Annotated in this window: 15 protein-coding genes and 1 pseudogene; 5 read left to right on the top strand and 11 right to left on the bottom strand. The window is 72.0% G+C overall.

Annotation, left to right across the window (positions count from 1 at the left end; all coding sequences use genetic code 11):
• Positions 1–2 precede the first annotated feature (2 nt).
• The 5 genes from ABD073_RS08555 to ABD073_RS08535 are packed head-to-tail and all read right to left on the bottom strand — an operon-like array spanning position 3 to position 5,442.
• Positions 3–674 (bottom strand): response regulator transcription factor, encoded by a 672-nt coding sequence (locus tag ABD073_RS08555; protein ID WP_343873641.1) that lies wholly within the window; start codon positions 672–674, stop codon positions 3–5.
• Positions 671–2,125, bottom strand: coding sequence for a sensor histidine kinase (locus ABD073_RS08550; protein WP_343873640.1), 1,455 nt, complete (start codon positions 2,123–2,125; stop codon positions 671–673). The genes ABD073_RS08555 and ABD073_RS08550 overlap by 4 nt, the downstream gene beginning before the upstream one ends.
• The gene (locus ABD073_RS08545; RefSeq protein WP_343873637.1) at positions 2,112–2,612 is read right to left on the bottom strand and encodes a hypothetical protein; all 501 of its coding nucleotides are present in this window, start codon (positions 2,610–2,612) and stop codon (positions 2,112–2,114) included. The genes ABD073_RS08550 and ABD073_RS08545 overlap by 14 nt, the downstream gene beginning before the upstream one ends.
• A complete protein-coding gene (locus ABD073_RS08540; RefSeq protein ID WP_343873634.1) occupies positions 2,609–4,264 on the bottom strand; it encodes an ABC transporter transmembrane domain-containing protein in 1,656 nt (551 codons plus the stop codon). Before ABD073_RS08540 ends, ABD073_RS08545 begins: the two co-directional genes overlap by 4 nt.
• Positions 4,261–5,442 carry a hypothetical protein gene (locus ABD073_RS08535; RefSeq protein ID WP_343873632.1) on the bottom strand — a complete coding sequence of 394 codons (1,182 nt, stop codon included), beginning with the start codon at positions 5,440–5,442 and terminating at the stop codon, positions 4,261–4,263. Before ABD073_RS08535 ends, ABD073_RS08540 begins: the two co-directional genes overlap by 4 nt.
• Before the next feature lie 144 nt (positions 5,443–5,586).
• Between ABD073_RS08535 and ABD073_RS08530 the strand changes: the two genes are divergently transcribed.
• Positions 5,587–5,895: an ArsR/SmtB family transcription factor gene (locus ABD073_RS08530; protein ID WP_343873630.1), complete on the top strand. Its 309-nt coding sequence runs from the start codon at positions 5,587–5,589 to the stop codon at positions 5,893–5,895.
• A gap of 6 nt (positions 5,896–5,901) precedes the next feature.
• Here the strand turns inward: ABD073_RS08530 and pip are convergent, their stop codons facing one another.
• The gene (gene pip / locus ABD073_RS08525) at positions 5,902–6,900 is read right to left on the bottom strand and encodes a prolyl aminopeptidase (RefSeq protein ID WP_343873724.1); all 999 of its coding nucleotides are present in this window, start codon (positions 6,898–6,900) and stop codon (positions 5,902–5,904) included.
• Positions 6,901–6,941: 41 nt separating this feature from the next.
• Positions 6,942–7,385 (bottom strand): DUF5709 domain-containing protein, encoded by a 444-nt coding sequence (locus ABD073_RS08520; RefSeq protein ID WP_343873628.1) that lies wholly within the window; start codon positions 7,383–7,385, stop codon positions 6,942–6,944.
• 162 nt (positions 7,386–7,547) lie between these two features.
• Between ABD073_RS08520 and ABD073_RS08515 the strand changes: the two genes are divergently transcribed.
• Positions 7,548–8,255 (top strand): queuosine precursor transporter, encoded by a 708-nt coding sequence (locus ABD073_RS08515; RefSeq protein WP_343873627.1) that lies wholly within the window; start codon positions 7,548–7,550, stop codon positions 8,253–8,255.
• Here the strand turns inward: ABD073_RS08515 and ABD073_RS08510 are convergent.
• Positions 8,215–9,891 (bottom strand): GNAT family N-acetyltransferase, encoded by a 1,677-nt coding sequence (locus tag ABD073_RS08510; RefSeq protein WP_343873626.1) that lies wholly within the window; start codon positions 9,889–9,891, stop codon positions 8,215–8,217. The two genes, ABD073_RS08515 and ABD073_RS08510, sit on opposite strands and share 41 nt — an antisense overlap.
• A gap of 25 nt (positions 9,892–9,916) precedes the next feature.
• Here ABD073_RS08510 and ABD073_RS08505 point away from each other — a divergent pair, with 25 nt between their 5' ends.
• Positions 9,917–10,657 carry a GNAT family N-acetyltransferase gene (locus tag ABD073_RS08505; RefSeq protein WP_343873624.1) on the top strand — a complete coding sequence of 247 codons (741 nt, stop codon included), beginning with the start codon at positions 9,917–9,919 and terminating at the stop codon, positions 10,655–10,657.
• Positions 10,658–10,661: 4 nt separating this feature from the next.
• Here the strand turns inward: ABD073_RS08505 and ABD073_RS08500 are convergent, their stop codons facing one another.
• The 3 genes and pseudogenes from ABD073_RS08500 to ABD073_RS08490 all read right to left on the bottom strand — a co-directional run bounded on the left by ABD073_RS08500 (position 10,662) and on the right by ABD073_RS08490 (position 12,234).
• On the bottom strand, positions 10,662–11,177 hold the full coding sequence (locus ABD073_RS08500) for an ABC transporter permease (RefSeq protein WP_343873721.1): 516 nt from the start codon (positions 11,175–11,177) through the stop codon (positions 10,662–10,664).
• A 141-nt stretch (positions 11,178–11,318) separates the two neighbouring features.
• Positions 11,319–12,071 (bottom strand): annotated as a pseudogene (locus ABD073_RS08495) (ISL3 family transposase); the annotation flags it as partial.
• Positions 12,049–12,234 (bottom strand): helix-turn-helix domain-containing protein, encoded by a 186-nt coding sequence (locus ABD073_RS08490; RefSeq protein ID WP_343873718.1) that lies wholly within the window; start codon positions 12,232–12,234, stop codon positions 12,049–12,051. The pseudogene ABD073_RS08495 and the gene ABD073_RS08490, both read right to left, overlap by 23 nt.
• 34 nt (positions 12,235–12,268) lie before the next feature.
• On the opposite strand from ABD073_RS08490, the gene ABD073_RS08485 reads away from it, so the two are divergent.
• Both ABD073_RS08485 and trxA read left to right on the top strand, forming a co-directional pair.
• Complete coding sequence (locus ABD073_RS08485; protein ID WP_343873623.1) at positions 12,269–12,586, top strand: hypothetical protein; 318 nt, start codon at positions 12,269–12,271, stop codon at positions 12,584–12,586.
• Positions 12,587–12,824: 238 nt separating this feature from the next.
• On the top strand, positions 12,825–13,250 hold the full coding sequence (trxA, locus tag ABD073_RS08480; protein ID WP_094764798.1) for a thioredoxin: 426 nt from the start codon (positions 12,825–12,827) through the stop codon (positions 13,248–13,250).
• Positions 13,251–13,403: the final 153 nt, after the last annotated feature.

Here is a 13,403-nt window from a genome sequence, read left to right as displayed (position 1 = left end):
GGTCAGGCCTCGCGCAGCCGGTAGCCCATCCCCCGCACCGTCTCGATCCGCTGGCTGCCGATCTTGCCCCGCAGCGAGCGCACGAAGACATCCACCACATTGGACGAGGGGTCGAAGTCCATCTCCCAGACCATGCCCAGCAGCTGCTCGCGGCTGAGCACCTGGCCGGGGTGGGTCATGAAGACCTCCAGCAGCCGGAACTCGCGGGCGGTGAGGTCCAGAGGTTCGGCCCCGTCCACCTCCACGCGTCGGGCCAGCACGTCGAGGCGCAGGCCCGCCGCCACCAGGTCGGGCGAGGCCACCGGCCGTCCGGCGGGCTCGGCCAATCGGAGCCTGACGCGCGCCAGCAGCTCGGCGAACTGGAAGGGCTTGGTGACGTAGTCGTTGGCGCCCCCCTCCAGCCCGTGCACCGTGTCGGTCACCGAGTCGCGCGCCGACAGGATGACCACCGGCATGGTGCTCCCGCGCCGCCGCAGCTCCTGCAGCACCTCGAAGCCGTCCATCACCGGCAGGCCGATGTCCAGGATCATCAGGTCGAAGCCGCCGCTGGCGGCCAGCAGCAGGGCGGTCTGGCCGTCGGTGGTGGTGGCCGTCTGGTAGCCCGCGGCCCGCAGCCCCTTCTCCACGAAGGAGGCGATCGAGGCGGTGTCCTCGGCGATCAGGATGGTGCTCACGCGGTCTCCTCGGGCGGTTCGGGTGCGGGGATGACGAGGGTGAAGGTGGCGCCCTGGCCGGGCGGGCTGTCCACCTGCACCCGGCCGCCGTGCGCCTCGGCGATGGCCTTGACGATCGGCAGCCCCAGTCCGGCGCCGGTGTGGCGGCTGCCGTCGGCGGGGGTGCCGTGGGCGAACCGCTCGAAGATGCGTTCCCGGTCCTCCGGGGCCACCCCCGGACCGGTGTCGGTGATCCCGATCTGCAGCACCCGTCCCTGGCCGGGCTGGTCCACGAAACGGCTCGTCAGGGTGATGGCATCCTCGGGTCCGGTCTGCTGCACCGCGTTGTGGGCGAGCTGCAGGACGGCCTGGGTGATGCGCTGGGCGTCCACCACCGCCTCGCCCTCGGCGACGTGGCTGAGCTGCCAGCGGCGGTCGGCGAGCTGCTGCACCTTGGCGTCGAGGTCCAGGGTCAGCTGGGTCAGGTCCACCGGGGCGTCGAGCTGGACGAAGTCGGGGCGGTCGGCCTTGGCGAGGGCGAGCAGGTCGGTGACGATCCGGGCCATCCGGTCCAGCTCCTGGGTGACCAGGGCGACGGTCTGCTCCCGCTCGGCGGGGTCGTCGCCCATCAGCTCCAGGTGGCCCCGCACCACCGTGATCGGGGTGCGCAGCTCGTGGCCGGCGTCGTCGACGAAGCGCTGCTGGGCCGCGAAGGCCTCCTCCAGACGGTCCAGCATGGCGTTGAAGGTGGCGGCCATGCCCGAGATCTCGTCGCTGCCGTCCACGGGGATGCGGCGGGTCAGGTCGCGCTCGGTGATCTCGGCGGCGGTCTCGCGCACCAGCCGCACGGGACGCAGGATGCGACCGGCCACCAGCCAGCTCACCAGGCCGGCCAGGGCCAGGGAGCACAGCGAGACCAGGGCCAGGTCACGAATCGTCTCGCGGGCCTGCCGTTCGGCCTGCTCGGTGAAGACACCCACCAGGAGGGCGTCGGACGGGTCCCCGGAGCCGGCCAGCACCACCCGGCCCCAGCGGAACTCGCCCACCGGGGTCTGGCGGACGCCGGAACTGGTGCGCTCCATCTGGTCCAGCAGCTCGCGGTCGTGCGCCGGGTCGTACTGCTCGAGCGACGGCGTGGCGGGGCCGCGCAGCTCGTAGGCACGGTCGTCGGAAGCCACCCAGCCCAGGATCAACTCGTGCCCACCGGCCTGCTGCCGGCTCAGGTAGGTCTGGAAGAGGCGCTCGGAGCTGGTGAAGCGCTCGCCGGTGCGGGGGTCCACCCCCACCTCGGCGAAGCTGGTGAACTCCTGCAGCTCCTGGGTGACGTCCCGGTTGGCCTGCTCCCCCACCTGGGCGATGAGCATGCTGCGCACCACGACGACCACGATCCCGAGGGTGAGGGCCAGGGTGGCGAGCATCCAGCCGACGATGCGCCAACGGCCCGAACCATCCGCGCGCTCAGTCGTCGTCATCGGGGCCGTCGTCGTCATCGTCGTCCTCGGTGTCGTCGTCATCATCGTCGTCGTCGCCATCACCCTGCCACACCGTGGGCGCCGGCGCCTGTGATCGCGTCTTCACCGGCGCCGGGGGCTTGACCACGGTGCGGCTGGGGCGCGTCGCGGCGGGGGCTCGCTTCGTGGCCCGGGCGGTGGGCCGGGTGGTGGCCGTGCTGGCCCTGGTGGAGCCGGTCGCCCGGCGGGTGGCCGCGGCCGCGGGCGGGACGGAACCGTCGGCTCCGGAGGCCGAGGGGCGCGGCGCCGGGGTGGAGGGTGCGGGGGTCGAAGATGCCGGGGACGAGGGCGTTGGGGTCGAGGGCACCGGCGTGCCCTGCGGCAGCTGCACCAGCTCCTGCTCGATCGTCGGCCTGCCGGGGCGTTGCACCAGCGCCTGTCCCACCAGCACCAGCCCGGTGGCCAGTGCCAGCGCGACCAGCAGGGTGCGCAGCAGGGTCCGGTTCATGTCAGCACCTTTCGGAGGTGGTCGGGCCCGGGCAGTTGCGCCCGGGCGGGATCGGCGTCGAGGTCCCAGACGCGGTGGCCGGGGGCGATCTGGTCCGCGCGCTCACTGACCAGCAGGGTGACGCCCGGGTATTCGGTGAGGCCTTCGGCCATCCGGCGGCGCGCCCGGGAGCCGAGGGCGGTGTCGATGCCGTCGAGCACGACGAGGGCCGGGTCCGCGTACCAGGCGCGAGCCAGCAGCAGCTGGGCGCGCTGCTCGCCGTCCAGCGGCTCACCGCCGTGGCGCAGCATGGTGCGCTCACCCTTCTGCAGGCGGGCGACGGTCTCGGCCAGCCCGACGGCCTCCAGCACCGGGCCCACCTCCTCGGTGGACTCGGGGCAGCGGTAGCGCACCGCCCGGGCGATGGTGCCGCGCTCCAGCACCAGCCCGGCCGCAGCGTGGCCCACCAGGCCCCGCCGGGTGGCGGCGGGCAGGTCGGCCAGGTCCTGTCCGGCCACCTGGAGCCAGGCGCCGCGGCCGGCTCCGGGGTGCACCACGGCCTGCACGACGGCGCGCACCAGCTCGGGGTCCTCGCTGCGGGGCACCACCACCTCACCCGGCCTGGCCACCAGCTCCGGGATGTCCCGGCCGGCCACCTGCAACTGCGCCAGGTGCACCGTGCCACGGCCGTCGCCGGTCACCGGACGCAGCCGGGCGCGGCGCTGCAGGACCTTCTCCTGGCGGCGATGGCCGCGCGAGAGCTGCACCTGCGGGGCGAGGATCCGCTCGGCCACCCGGTAGGACTGGCGGTACTCGCTCACCCGCCCCAGGTCGGTGACGGGGGTGGCGACCATGCCCACCACCAGGAAGGCGGTGGCGATCGTGGCCGCGGGGGTCTGGCCGAGCGCCCCGACGGCCGCCACGGCAACCATGGCGATGGTGGCGACGCTCGCGGCGGCGCCCCGCATCAACCCCGTGGTGACGGCGCGGTGGACGGCGCGGCGCCCCACCTCCCGGCTCTGCTCCCCCAGCCGGCGTACCTCACGCTCCACCCCGCCGGCCACCTGGATCGCCTCGCCGGCGTGCACCGCGTCGGAGATGGCCCCCGCCAACCGGCCCCGACGGCGCCGCAGGGCGGCGGCCCGCTGCTGCACCTCGGGCGCCAGGAGCACCAGGGCCAGGCCCAGCACCGCCACCGGAAGGCCGACGGCCAGGGCCAACGGCCAGGAGAGCACCGCCAGGGCGACCAGGGCCCCCAGGATGGTGGGGATGCCCACCAGCAGCGGCACCAGGCCCATCACCAGCCAGTTGCGCACGCTGGTGAGGTCATTGGTGGTGCGCGCGACGGTGACCCCGACCGAGGGGCCGTGGCCCGCCAGGGCGGCACGGACCAGGTGCATCCGGACCTCGTGCACGTAGTCCTGCCCCAGTCGCTCCCCCAGCACCCGCTCCAGCGCCCGCAGGCCACCGGTGCCGAGCGCGCAGCCCAGCAGGCAGCCGGCCAGCAGCAGCTGCTGGCGCTGCGTGGCCACCCCCAACAGCCGGGGCGTGGCCACGGCAACGACGGCGGCCGCGAGGGCCTGCCCCAGGCCGGTGGCGCCCAGTCCCACCAGCAGCGCCCGACGCCGTCCCCGCCACAGGGCGGGCAGCCGGGGGGTCACCGCGGTGTTCACGAGGCGTGGGCGTCGCGGGCCATCACCTGGCGGGCGACCTCAGGGTTGGTCAGCTCGAAGGTGGGGACCAGCTCGACGGGCAGCACGGCGTCGGCCTCGCGGGTGGCCAGCGGCGAGGCGGTCAGCACACCGCTGACGGCGGCCACCTGCAGGCCCAGGTCGGCCAGCAGGTCGACGCCCTTGGTGGCGCCCAGCGCGTCCCCGGCGGCGAAGAGCAGGGTGTCGATCCAGCCCTGCACCTCCGGGTCGGCGATCAGCCGTGCCGTCTCACCCTGGTAGATGCCGTCGGCGATCTCGAGCACCACCACGTCGGTGTCGGCGCTGGCCAGGGCGGAGATGACCGAGAGCACCAGGGTCTTGAGCTCCTCGTAGCCCACCCGGTAGGTGGAGGGGTAGCCGAAGTCGGTGAAGTCCAGCACGGTCCGGGCGCCGGCGTCGGCGAACATCCGCGGGTCGCCGCCCGCGCCGGTCCCGGTGGCCTTGCCCGCTGCCACGTCCAGCCCGGCGGCGGTGAGACCGTTGATCAGGCTGGCCAGGGTGGTGGACTTGCCCGAGTTCATCGAGGTGCCCAGCACGGTGACCAGACGGGGACGCTCTCCCGGGCGTCGGGCGTGCTCCCGGCGGGCCCGGTGCGGCGCCACGTCGTGCAGGTTGAGCGGCACGCCGCCCCGTCCCACCAGACCCAGCGGCTCGATCACGGTGGCGTCGTCGATGCTGGCGTGCTGCGCGGTCACGCGACCGGCGACACCACCGGCGGCCACCAGGTTGGTGACCTCCAGGCTGTCGGGCACCTCGGCCTCGAACTGGTCGGGGGCGTAACGGTCGCCGTAGGCCACCACCACCTCGTCGCCCACGAAGAGCATCTGGCGACGCGACCAGGGGCTCTCCAGGCGGGTGTGCTTGCCGATCGCCACCACCCGGGCCAGCACCAGGTCGCCGGCGCGGGGGCGCATGGCAGGGCCGCGGAGCAGGTCGTGCCCGTCGGCCTCGAGACGGACCTGGTCGGCGAAGAAGCGGGTGGTGTAGGCCATCTTGGCCCTGGCCAGGCGCTGGCGGGCCAGCGGGATGCTCTCCTGGCTCATCGCCTCGGACGGCATGCCGGCCAGGGGCGCCGCCGGGGGCAGGACCTGGGTGACGGTGGTGGACTGCAGTCCGGTCTGGACGAGTGCTGCGGTCATGGGGTGGGCTCCTCGGATCGTGCTGCTTGTCGTGGACGTCACCGACGCTAGGCAGCCCCGATGACCCCGCGATGAGGCGAGGATGAGGAGGTCTTCATCTTCCGGGCACCTACCGTGCCCGGACGCACGCTCGGGAGGAGAGGGATGGGCACCACCGGACCGGAGCTGGACCATGCCGCGCAGCTGCTCCACCTGCTGGGTGAGCCCACCCGGCTCGCCCTGCTGGTGCTGCTGCAGGACCAGGAGCTGGGCGTCGGCGAGCTGGCCCGGCGACTGGACCGCCCGGTGCCGGCTGTCTCGCAGCACCTGGCTCGGCTGCGGACGGCCGGGCTGGTACAGGTGCGACGTCGCGGCGCCTCCAGCCTCTACTCGCAGCCCGACGAGGCCCTGGCCCGGCTGGTCGCCGCGGCGCTGCAGTACAGCGAGGACGTGCTCGACGGCCGCCCTCGCTGAACCACCTCAGGCGTTGGGCTGCCAGTCCCGCGCGAAGCGGTCGGTGGCCTCCACCAGTTCGGCGGTGATGTTGGGCTCGAAGGCGGAATGGCCCGCCAGCACCACCCGCAGCTCGGCCTCCGGCCAGGCCTGGGAGAGGTCCCACGCGGTGCGCGCCGGGCAGGGCAGGTCGTAGCGGCCCTGGACCATGACGCAGGGGATGTGGCGGACCCGGTCCACCTCGTCGATCAGCTGGCCCTCACGCAGGAAGCCGGCGTTCACGAAGTAGTGGTTCTCGATCCTGGCGAAGGTGAGGGCGTGCTCGGGGGTGTCGTGCAGCGCGGGCTCGTCGAAGAGCAGGTTGCTGGTGGCGGCCTCCCAGTGGGTCCAGGCATTGCCCGCGCGTTGCGCCAGCTCCGGGTCGTCGCCGAAGAGCAGGTCGTGGTAGGCGGCGATCTTGTCGGCCGACGGGTCGACACCCGCCTCCCGCAAGGGCTCCAGGTAGCTCTCCCACCACTGCGGCGCGATGTGGCTGGCCCCCTCGTTGTAGTACCAGTCCAGCTCACTGCGGCGCAGCGTGAAGATGCCGCGCAGCACCAGTTCGGTGACCCGCCCGGGGTGGCTCTCGGCATAGGCCAGCGCCAGCGTGCTGCCCCAGGAGCCGCCGAAGACCAGCCAGCGCTCGATCCCCAGGTGCTCGCGCAGCCGCTCGATGTCGTCCACCAGGTGCCAGGTGGTGTTGGCGGACAGGTCCGCCCCGTCGGCAGCACTGGGCGTGGACGCGCCGCAGTTGCGCTGGTCGAAGACGATGATTCGGTAGCGCTCGGGGTCGAAGAAGCGACGCCGGTCGATCCCGCCTCCCCCGCCGGGTCCGCCGTGCAGGAAGACGGCGGGCTTGCCCTGCGGGTTGCCGCACTCCTCGACGTGGAGCCGGTTGCCCTCGCCCACGTCGAGCATGAAGCTGCGGTAGGGCTCCACCGGCGGGTAGAGGGTGCGGCGGGGCGTGATGGCGGCGCCGTCGACCACGTCGGTGCTCTTGCGGAAGACCTGGCCGTCGGTGGACTGGCTCACTCGTCGTCCTCGTCGATGTCCTCGGAGGGGTCGATCACGTGCACCGCGGCCTCCTCCGCACACGCGGCGGCTCCGTCGATGCCGACCTCCTCGGCCACGGCCTCGCCCTCGTGGTCGCCGTAGACGCCGCCATGGGTGACGTCCACCAGCCGGCCGGCTCGCCGCGAGCCCACCTCACGGGGCTCCTTGGTGGGATTCCACTTCTCCACCGGCTGGGCGGGATCCGGCTCGGGCTGCTCCTGGCTCATGCGCTGCTCCAGGGTCTCGCCCTGCGTCATCTCGGCGGCCGTGTTGCCGAAGCCCTGGGCCGGGGACCAGTTCTCCGGGGCCGTGTAGCCCTCGTCGAGGACATCGTCGACACCGCGGTCCACCAGGGTGTCGCCACTCTGCAGCTGGTCCAGCTGCTCCGACTCGTCGGGGAGTTCCACTGTCTCGTCCATGACTGGATTCTGGCACCCTTCGCGACGCCTTTCCAGCACTTCAAACCCCTAGTTGGAGCCACTTTCGTGAGCTTGCCCACAGTCTTGCCAGGCGGGTTAGACTGTCGCCATCGGCGCGGTCGTGGGCATCGGCCCGGGTGATTCGTGCTTTCATTGTCGGTCGTGAGCCAACCACCCGAGCAGGACGCCCCCCGCGGCTGGTACGACGTCGTGATGGCCGTCTTCGTGGGCCTGTTGCTGATCTCCGGTGTCACGGCCACCAAGCTCTTCGAGGGGCCGGTGGTGCCCTGGTTCAGCCGGGTCTTCTACGGCGGCGGGCCGCTGATCTTCGACGGCGGCGCCTTCCTCTTCCCGCTCAGCTATGTGGTGGGCGACATCATGACCGAGGTCTACGGCTGGCAGCGTGCTCGACGGGCCATCTGGACCGGCTTCGGCATGACCTTCCTGGCCGCCCTGACCTACTTCGTCGTCTCGCTCACCACCCCGGTGGAGGGCTTCGAGACCTGGGACCAGGTGCTGGCCCCGGTGGGGCGGATCACGATCGCTGGGCTGGTGGGCTTCCTGGCGGGCCAGATGCTGAACTCGCTGGTGCTGGTGCGGATCAAGCGCCGGATGGCGGCGCGCGGCGTGCCGGAGCAGGGCGTGGCGATGCGCCTGGTCACCTCGACGCTGGTGGGCGAGCTGGTGGACACCCTGCTCTTCTGCACCATCGCCTTCGCCGGCACCATCAGCCTGGCGGAACTGACCAACTACACGGTCACCGGTTACCTCTACAAGTGCCTGGTGGAGATCTGCGTGGTGCCCGTCACCCTGCTGGTGATCCGCCACCTCAAGCGTGTGGAGCCGGGCTACCGGCCTGGCCGGATCTGACGAAGCAAGTCAGCAGCGGGCCATCCAGCGCCACCTGCACCTGGTGCACCCGGCGGTAGCCGAGTCGCTGGTAGAAGCCGTGGTTGCGCGGGTTGGTGGACTCCAGCCAGGTGGACTCCCCGAAACGACGGTGGCTCGCCTCCACCAGGCGCTGCCCGATCCGGTGGCCCTGCAGCTGCGGCAGCACGGCCAGGACCGCCAGGTAGGGCCCCGATGGCGCGGGGGCGGCGTCGCGTGCGGCGGTCATCGCCTCGCTGGTGGCGGCGCCCCAGTCCTCACCGAGCAGCATCAGCGCGAGAGATCCCGGACGGGGCAGCAGATCCGAGGGCTCCAGCCGGCGCTCGCCCCACAACGCTGCGCCCACCACCTCGTCATCCACGGTGGCCACGTCAACCAGGCCGGCGGTCACTCGTCGCTCCACCTGCACGGAGAAGTAGGCGGCGATCCGGCTCAGCCGTCGTCGCGGATCCTCCTCCTCGCCGAAGAGCCAGAGCATCATCGGGTCCTCGGCCAGGCCGTGGGCGAGCACGGTGCGGATCTGCGGGATGTCGGCCAGACCTGCTCGCCGCACCGTGACAGAGCCGACGTCCTCGGCCGGGCCGTCCTGCTCCAGGGTGCCGCGGCCCGCGAGCCGGGCCAGCGAGTCCGCGAAGTCGGCGAAGACCTCCTCGGGCCGGGAGTCCACCACCAGACGCGCATTCGGTTGGCGCCCCCAGATGCCGCGGTCGTCGCAGACCGTGGTGCCACGCAGCAGGTCGGAGGCGGCCTCCACGTCGACGACGGTGGCCCTGGTGGGGCTGAGGGCACGCCCGGCGGCCACCTGGGCGGCGAACAGGTCGTGCAGATGGGCCACATAGCCCTGGTCGTGGTCCTGGTGGAATTCGAAGTAGAAGCGCAGGGCATCCACCAGCAGGTCGTGCACGGCGCTGCCGGTGCTGGCGCGGGGGCCCGCGCTGCGGGGCAGGTCTGCCGACAGGCCCACCGGCGGCAGCCCGGCGCGCTGCAGCAGGGCGTCGAGCGCCGGCGGGGTGTACTCGATGGTCTCGGTGACCTGGGTGGCGCAGACGATGGGCAGTCGGTCGGTCGGCAGGCCCTCGAAGGCGGCGTAGACCTCGCGGGCCGCGTCCGGATCCACCCAGGTGTTCCACTCCGCGGTGGGCGTGGTGTTGCCCAGATGCCAGAAGCAGCCGCCCATCACCACGATCCGGTTCACCAGCTGCGGCAGCTCGGGGATCTCACGCAGGGCCACGGCCAGGTTGGTCAACGGGCCGGTGACCAGGAGCGTCACCTCCCCGGGGTGGCGGCTGAGCGCCTTGCGCCACAGCTCCAGCCACGGCCGCTCGGACAGCCGGGCCGTGAGGTCGGGCAGCTCGGTGTACCCCAGCCCGTCGGGGCCATGGGTCTCCGGGGTGGTGACCAGGGGGCGCACCAGGGGCACCGCCTCCCCCACCGCCACCTCCACCTCGCCGCGTTCGGCGACCTCCAGCACGGCAAGGGTGTTGAGCGCCGCCTGCCGGGCGCTGGTGTTGCCCGCCGAGGTGGTGACGCCCACCAGCTCCACCTCGGGACGTCCGCACAGGTAGAGCAGGGCGCAGGCATCGTCGATGCCGGTGTCCACGTCGGCCAGGATCCTCACCCGGACAGCCTGCCATGATGGGTTGGTGATCCTGCGCACCCCTCGGCTCCTGCTGCGCCCCGCCGTCCTCGACGACGTGGACCACTGGGACCGGCTGAACCACGCCCCCGGCGTGATGCGCCACCTGGCCAGCAGGGCGCCGAGCCGGCAGGAGACGGCGGCGAGCCTGCGCCGGATGGTGGCGGCCGCGGCACTGCACCACGACTACGGCTTCTTCAGTGCCTTCGCCGACGAGGCCTTCGTGGGCTGGTTCCACCTGAAGCCAGGACTCGCCGATGATGGCGGCGCCGACATCTTCAACCCCGAGCTGGGCTACCGGCTGCTGCCGGAGAGCTGGGGCCAGGGGCTGGCCACCGAGGGCTCCCGGGCCCTGCTGGACCATGCCTTCCCCGAGCTGGGCGTCAGCTCGGTGCAGGCCCTCACCATGACGGTGAACACCGGGTCACGACGGGTGATGGAGCGGCTCGGGATGCGGTTGGAGGGCAGCGAACCGTGGCCCCACAGCGACCTGGTCGAGGGCCACGAGCAGGGCGTGGTGCGCTACCGGATCACGCTGCCCGACTGGACCCAGCGCCACCTCGACGTCCGGGCCCGGCTGCACCAGCTGCAGCGCGAGGCGTTGGCGCGTCGCGACGACGAGGCCCTCGCGGCGCTGCGTCGCACCGGCATGGAGCTGGCAGGACTGGAGGCGGACGGTGAACGGGCCGCCGACTCCCTGGTGGAGGAGCTGGCGACCCGTCACGGGATCACGCTGCGCGGGCAGTGAGCGCTCACCGCATCGGCGCGTTGATCACCCTGGGCAGCCGGGCGCAGCCGACGGTGACCAGCAGCGCGAGGCCGGTGCACACGAGGTGCCCAGCTGCTCCACCGGGCAGGGCCAGGTAGGCCGCGACCATCCGCCACAGCTCGGAGCGGGCTCCGCTGAGCAGCATCAGGCCCACCATCAACGCCGCCGACAGCAGCAGGAAGGCCGCCAGGATCGCGGCGACGACGGCCAGCTTGGCCCCCACCAGCCGCATCGCCGACTGGGGCTGGGTGAGCCAGTCGAACCAGGTGCGGTTGGTGAGCTCGACGGGGAAGGCGATGCTGGTGACCACGCAGGCCACCAGACCGGTGACCAGCATCGACTGGTTGTGCAGGATGAAGTAGCGCGACGCCCCGCCGGAGCCGACCCCCATCAGGGCCGCCACGGCCACCATCGCCCACGAGGCCAGGTGCAGGGCGAGCGCGAACCACAGTCCCCGCTCCCTACGCAGCTTGCGCCACTCGATGTGTACCAGGCGCATCATCGCTCTTCCTTGCGCATCAGCGCGACATAGAGCTGCTCCAGGTCCTGGTGGGACTCGTGGCTGCGCGCCACGGAGTGGACGACGCGCCCCGCCTCGAGGAAGGTGAGCCGGTCGGCCAGCGCCGCCCTCTCGGTTGCGGAAGCCTCTGGCGATGCGGCGGTGGAGCTCGATGAGCCCGTTCACGGCCTCGGTCCCGCCGTTGCTGGCGCGGCCGGTGTCGAAGTAGGCCAGGAAGGCGTCCTTCCACTGTTTGAAGGTGCGACCGAGGCGGGCGATCTCGGGGATCGGGCATGTGGGGAAGATGGCGACGATCTGCTCGGCGAGTTGGCGGCCTCGAGCTGGGTCGGGGTGGGCGTAGGCGGCTCGCACCTTCTGGGCGCACTGCCAGGCGATGTGGACGGCGTCGTGGAGTTCATCGGCGGCGATCGCCGCCGCGAGGCGGGCGTGTTGTTTGTCGGTGAGCCGCTCGGCCGCGCAGCGCAGGATGCTCCGGATCCCGTACAAGCGGTCGCCGGCTCGGCCGCGGTGGCCGTGGATCTCCTGCTGCACCCGGCGACGGACCTCGTCGACCGCCCGGCCGGCCAGGGCGACCACATGAAACGCGTCAAGGACGGCGGTGGCGTCGGCGAGCTTGTCATCGATCGCGTTCTTGTAGCCACGCAACGGATCCAACGTGGCGACCTCGACCCGAGCCTTGAACGTCTTGCCGCGTTGGTCGAGCCACGTCTTGTACACGGTCCCCGAACGTCCAGGGACCAGATCCACGAGCCGGGCGTGGACGCGTCCGTCCTGGTCACGAGTCACGTCGACCATCCCGGTGAGTTCCTTGGGGCCGCGCTTGCGGGGGCTGACGTGATGCCACAGGTGCTCATCCACCCCGAGGGTGGTGACCCCGGTGAAGCCGGACTCGTCGGGCGGCGCGGGCGAGGATCGGCTCGATGCTGGTCCACACGGTCCGCCACGTGGTGGCCAACTGCCGGGCCAGTCCGGTGATGCTGCCGTGCTCGCGTCGGAGCTGTTCGGTCGCCCAGCGGCAGGCCCGGGTGGTCAGCATCGCCCGCGGTTTGGCGATACCGGTGTCCTGCTCGGTGAACACCCCCACCGGACACGACGGCTCCGGGCACGTCCACGTGCGTTTGCGCCAACGCACGAAGCAGCTCCTGCAGACGTGGCGCATGTTGGAAGACGCGCGGTGCATCCGCGGTTGCGGCGAGCGGGTCGACGAGATCATGGGCCAGCAGGCCCAGTGCCGCTGGCTCCTGGAGCGGTACCAGGTCTTCGACCCGGCTGGCGACAATGAGCGCCACGAATCTCAGCAAGCCCTGCGGAGGCTGCAGGAACCGACACCATCTCAGGACTGGCTCGCAGCAGCGCAAGCCCTGATCCGCCTCCGCCCCGAAGCCTGAGGGAAGCACCCCATGGGACTTGACCCCGCACCAGTCGAGCCCTGCGGCGGCCTGAACCGCGGCGCGTCGGATGGCCGGCGGTGTGGGGTCTGGCCCCCATCTCGGCGTGGACGCCCGCCCATCCACCAGCTCCAATGCTGCACCAACCACCCGTGCGGGGGCACGCTGGACGTGTCGGCCTTGCCACGGGTGTGGCCGCCCCTGGAGAAGCGATGAACCCCTGACCTGTGGAGGAACCATGGACGCCCACATCACCACCTGTCCTGCCTGCAACACCCGCAACCGGGTCCCCGCGGTGGCTGCTGGGGTGCCGCAGTGCGCTACCTGCCACGCGCCATTGCCCTGGATCGCCGACGCCCACGACGCTGACTTCGCCGCTGTCAGCGACTCGTCGAAGCTGCCGGTCCTGGTGGACCTGTGGGCGCCGTGGTGCGGCCCGTGCAAGCAGTACTCGCCGGTGCTGGAGAGGCTCGCCGCGCAGTACGCCGGCCGTCTCAAGCTGGTGAAGGTCAACGTCGACGAGTCGCCGGCCACGCAGGCCTCCTTCGGCGTCCAGTCGATCCCGACGCTGGTACTGCTGCGGGATGGCCAGGTGGTGGCCCGACAGGCCGGTGCCATGTCGTTGGGGGCCCTGCGGCGCTGGGTCGAGCCGCACCTGGACTGACCTCACCTGTCGACGAACATCCCGGCCACCGTCAAGCAGGCGCAGGGTTTCGAGATCGCCAACCACACCTATGACCACAAGCCGACGGGACTGCCCCCAGTTTGGTTGACAGATTTCTAGGGGCTGGTCAGGCGGCCTGTGTGACCGTCTGAT

The sequence above is a fragment of the Luteococcus peritonei genome (assembly GCF_039526385.1).
GTDB classification, from domain to species: Bacteria; Actinomycetota; Actinomycetes; order Propionibacteriales; family Propionibacteriaceae; genus Luteococcus; species Luteococcus peritonei.
Note: the sequence above shows the minus strand (reverse complement) of the source record. Positions and strands in the feature narration are given on the sequence as shown.

What these genes read in the sequence shown, in the direction of transcription:
- ABD073_RS08545 (WP_343873637.1), bottom strand. Translation starts at nt 2,612, where the DNA reads ATGAACCGGACCCTGCTGCGCACCCTGCTGGTCGCGCTGGCACTGGCC.
- trxA (WP_094764798.1), top strand. Translation starts at nt 12,825, where the DNA reads ATGGACGCCCACATCACCACCTGTCCTGCCTGCAACACCCGCAACCGG.
- ABD073_RS08520 (WP_343873628.1), bottom strand. Translation starts at nt 7,385, where the DNA reads ATGGACGAGACAGTGGAACTCCCCGACGAGTCGGAGCAGCTGGACCAG.
- ABD073_RS08550 (WP_343873640.1), bottom strand. Translation starts at nt 2,125, where the DNA reads ATGACGACGACTGAGCGCGCGGATGGTTCGGGCCGTTGGCGCATCGTC.
- ABD073_RS08490 (WP_343873718.1), bottom strand. Translation starts at nt 12,234, where the DNA reads ATGCTGACCACCCGGGCCTGCCGCTGGGCGACCGAACAGCTCCGACGC.
- ABD073_RS08535 (WP_343873632.1), bottom strand. Translation starts at nt 5,442, where the DNA reads ATGACCGCAGCACTCGTCCAGACCGGACTGCAGTCCACCACCGTCACC.
- ABD073_RS08530 (WP_343873630.1), top strand. Translation starts at nt 5,587, where the DNA reads ATGGGCACCACCGGACCGGAGCTGGACCATGCCGCGCAGCTGCTCCAC.
- ABD073_RS08500 (WP_343873721.1), bottom strand. Translation starts at nt 11,177, where the DNA reads ATGCGCCTGGTACACATCGAGTGGCGCAAGCTGCGTAGGGAGCGGGGA.